The organism is Neobacillus fumarioli NBRC 102428 (assembly GCF_001591485.1).
GTDB classification, from domain to species: Bacteria; Bacillota; Bacilli; order Bacillales; family Cytobacillaceae; genus Neobacillus; species Neobacillus fumarioli.
Map to the genome: position 1 here is coordinate 1 of NZ_BCUZ01000177.1, position 4,115 is coordinate 4,115.

General features: G+C 41.5%; 4 protein-coding genes. 3 read left to right on the forward strand and 1 reads right to left on the reverse strand.

Annotation, left to right across the window (positions count from 1 at the left end; all coding sequences use genetic code 11):
- Positions 1-24: 24 nt before the first annotated feature.
- Positions 25-1,551: a histidine ammonia-lyase gene (gene hutH, locus BFU02S_RS15005; protein ID WP_066372380.1), complete on the forward strand. Its 1,527-nt coding sequence runs from the start codon at positions 25-27 to the stop codon at positions 1,549-1,551.
- Positions 1,552-1,592: 41 nt separating this feature from the next.
- On the opposite strand, the gene BFU02S_RS15010 is transcribed toward hutH, so the two are convergent.
- A complete protein-coding gene (locus BFU02S_RS15010; protein WP_066372383.1) occupies positions 1,593-1,793 on the reverse strand; it encodes a hypothetical protein in 201 nt (66 codons plus the stop codon).
- 217 nt (positions 1,794-2,010) lie between these two features.
- Here BFU02S_RS15010 and BFU02S_RS15015 point away from each other — a divergent pair, with 217 nt between their 5' ends.
- A complete protein-coding gene (locus tag BFU02S_RS15015) occupies positions 2,011-3,000 on the forward strand; it encodes a carbohydrate kinase family protein (RefSeq protein ID WP_066372385.1) in 990 nt (329 codons plus the stop codon).
- A 163-nt stretch (positions 3,001-3,163) separates the two neighbouring features.
- Entirely contained in the window at positions 3,164-3,913 is a 750-nt protein-coding gene (gene map / locus BFU02S_RS15020; RefSeq protein WP_066372388.1) for a type I methionyl aminopeptidase, read from the forward strand.
- Positions 3,914-4,115 lie beyond the last annotated feature (202 nt).

Genomic DNA, 4,115 nt, shown 5'->3' on the forward strand with positions numbered 1-4,115 from the left:
GTAAAGTGATAAGGAGAGGGAAAAATGATTACATTAACCGGTAATACACTAACACTTCAAGAAATGAAAGAGGTTTTATTCAACGGACAAAAGGTGCGGGCTTCAGAAGAAAGCATGGAGGCGGCACAAAAGAGCCGCGAAGCTGTGGAAAGAATTGTTTCAGACAAAAGGGTTATTTATGGAATCAATACTGGATTTGGTAAATTTAGTGATGTGTTGATCGATCAGGAAGATGTACAAGACCTGCAGCTGAATTTAATCCGTTCACATGCCTGCGGTGTTGGTGAGCCTTTCCCAGAAGTTGTCGCAAGAGCGATGGTCCTCCTTCGTGCCAATGCGTTGTTAAAAGGCTATTCCGGCATCAGGCCAATGGTGATTGAACGATTGATTGAATTGGTAAATAAACATATTGTCCCCGTGATTCCGCAGCAAGGTTCACTGGGTGCGAGCGGGGACTTAGCACCGCTTTCCCATCTTGCATTAGTATTGGTCGGAGAAGGTGAAGTTTTCTATAAAGGAAGCAGAATGGATGCTTTAACAGCACTTCAAATGGAGGGAATATCCCCGATTACGTTGGAAGCAAAAGAAGGTCTTGCCCTTATTAACGGTACCCAAGCGATGACAGCGATGGGAGTTGTCGGCTATCTTGAAGCAGAGCAGCTGGCATATGAAAGTGAATTGATTGCGTCAATGACCATCGAGGGATTAAACGGAATTATTGATGCTTTTGCTGAAGAAGTTCAAACAGCACGCGGCTATCAGCAGCAAATTGACACAGCAGCAAGAATCCGCAAATACTTAAGTGACAGCTTGCTTACAACCATGCAGGGTGAATTACGAGTTCAAGATGCTTATTCTCTCCGCTGCATTCCGCAAGTACATGGTGCAACGTGGCAGGCGCTTGATTATGTAAAAGAGAAACTGGAAATTGAAATGAATGCAGCTACTGATAATCCGCTTATTTTTGATAATGGAGAAAAGGTCATATCTGGAGGAAACTTCCACGGGCAGCCGATTGCTTTTGCCATGGACTTTATGAAAATTGCGGTTGCCGAAATGGCGAATATTTCTGAAAGACGAATGGAGCGGCTAATAAATCCGCAATTAAACGATCTGCCACCGTTTCTAAGTCCTGAGCCTGGCTTGCAATCTGGTGCGATGATTATGCAGTATGCAGCTGCTTCGCTCGTATCAGAAAATAAAACGCTGGCCCACCCGGCGAGTGTGGATTCGATCCCATCCTCCGCGAACCAGGAAGATCATGTCAGCATGGGAACCATTGCTTCTAGGCACGCTTATCAAATCATTCAAAACACAAGAAGAGTTCTGGCAATTGAAATGATTTGCGCGATGCAGGCAGTCGAGCACCGCGGCATTGAGAAAATGGCAACCCATACGAAACATTTCTATGAAAAAGGCAGAGAGCAGGTAGCTTCTATAAAGCAGGACCGCATTTTCTCAAAAGATATCGAGAAATTGGCAGAGTGGCTGAAAACAATTGAATTTTCGCAATTCATGAAAGACCTTAGCTTTGAAAAAGGATCTAATTAAACCATACAAGAAATAAAAAGGCGTGAGTCCGTTCACGCCTTTTATTCCGTCTTCTCGGGAAGTAAGCGGGCTGTGTCGCCGCGTGTGTCTTCTTCTGTGAGTCTATTTTTAAATGCTTCTTGGGTAACGATGAATTCTTCATCCCCAATTGCATCTTGTGCATGCTTCTCCGTCAGACTATTTTTAGGAAAATTCCCCGGGTGGTTTTTATTTTTATGATTAAAATGTTCTCCACGGCCCAAATTCAACACTCCTTTCTTCCTCGCATGTAATATTCCCCAACTATTTAAAAAATATTTCTCGGGTAAAAACGCTTTGATATAATAGAAAACAATCCTATTGTTCCCATTAATTTTGTTAGTAATAAATGAACGAATTTTGAAAAAAGGGTTTCAATGCAGTAGAATTTGGATAATTTTATTCTGATATCCGTTTATAATGTGAGGAAGGTTGCTGAATGTGAACAAACAACGAGAAGGCATTAACAGGAATGCCAATGATGGAAAAAGGATTCTTTGTATCGGCGGTGCCAATGTGGACAAGAAAATTCAAGTTTTGGCAGAGGCGGCTTTTGGAACATCAAATCCAGCTGTTAGTAAAAAATCAAGGGGCGGTGTGGCACGAAATGTGGCCGAGAATTTAGGACGGCTTGGGGTAAAAACTGCTTTATTATCCTATGTTGGAGATGATCCCGATGGCGAATGGCTGCTACAATACACAAAAGAATTTGTTGATATTCAACCATCTCAAATCATAGAAGGAAATACGACAGGATGCTACACCGCCCTATTGGATGTTAATGGACAGATGATTATTGGGCTTGCTGAAATGGCGATTTATAATAAAGCAGCTGATCATTTTATTGAAGAAAATAAGAAGTATTTACAAGAGTCCGATATCATTTTATTGGATATGAACTATCCGAAACATGTGATCCATCAAATGATTGAGCACTGTAAAAACGAAAAGATCCCTCTCTGTATTGCGACTGTGTCTGCCTCCAAAACAGAAAAACTGCCCGATTCCCTTGAAGGTGTCACATGGCTAATGGCGAATCACAAGGAAGCGGAAGCCCTTTCTCAAATGAAAATCGTGAATGACGGAGACTTTTTTCGCGCTGCTGAGAAGATTTTAAAAAAGGGTCCTGAGAAAGTTGTTATTACAAGGGGAGAAAAGGGATTAATTTATTTTTCAAAAATGAATGAAATAGGTGCCTTAGTGGCACCAGACGTTCCCGTTGTTGATGTCACCGGGGCGGGTGATTCATTAATTGCAGGAATTTTATACGCCTATATGAAAGGGCTTAACATAGAAGACTCTTGCAAAATCGGCATGACCTGTTCACTAATGACCATACAATCAAATGAAACAGTGACTCCTGAATTAAATCAGCAATCATTACTAACTATCTATCACACTTATTTTAGTAAAGGTATTATTTATTGTTAATTACTTTCGGTTAAGGGGGGAATTTTTCAATTCCTCCCTTTATTCTATCCTTAGGAGCATAGTTTTGAAAAATTTGTTTACTAAGGGTAAGATAGAAAAGATGACTAAAACGCATATTTATGTTTACTATAGATCAAATTTATTTAAAAGGCAGGGAATCTTCATGATTGTTCTTAAATCACAACGGGAAATTGAAGCAATGAAAAAGGCGGGCGAAATTCTTGCAGCTTGTCATAAGGAAATTGCCAATTTAATCAAACCGGGGATTACCACCTGGGAAATTGATCAATTTGTTGAAACATTTTTACAGGAACATGGCGCCACTCCAGAACAAAAAGGCTATAAAGGCTACCAGTATGCGACATGCGCCAGTATTAATGACGAGATTTGCCATGGTTTTCCAAGGAAGGAACCGCTGAAAGAAGGCGATATTGTCACAATTGATATGGTGGTCAATTACAATGGCGCTTTGGCGGATTCAGCCTGGTCATATGCGGTAGGAAACGTTTCATCAGAAGTAGAGCATTTACTGAAGGTAACAAAAGAGGCGCTTTATAAAGGAATCGAACAGGCCAAACCTGGGAATCGAATCGGCGATATTGGCCATGCCATTCAAACATATGTCGAAAGTGAAGGACTTTCGGTAGTCCGCGATTTTATCGGGCATGGAATAGGTACAGTGATTCATGAAAAACCGGATGTGCCTCATTACGGACTACCGGGAAAAGGCCCAAGAATTAAAGAAGGTATGGTATTTACGATTGAACCAATGGTGAATATTGGAATGTTTTTTTCGAAAATGGATGCTAACGGATGGACAGCACGAACGGTCGATGGCACGTACTCTGCTCAGTATGAACATACCATTGCCATTACAAAAGATGGTCCGATCATTCTGACTGACCAAGATTAATTATGAAAAAACAGATCTATGAAGATCTGTTTTTTACTTTGTGCGCCCGGCATGGGTGTAATCTCTAGGGTGATAGTCCCGAACTGCGAAGGCAGAAGTAGCAGTTAGCTTAACGCAAGGGTGTCCGTGGTGACGCCGAATCTGAAGGAAGCGGACGGCAAACTTCCGGTCTGAGGAACACGAACTTCATATAAGGCTAGGT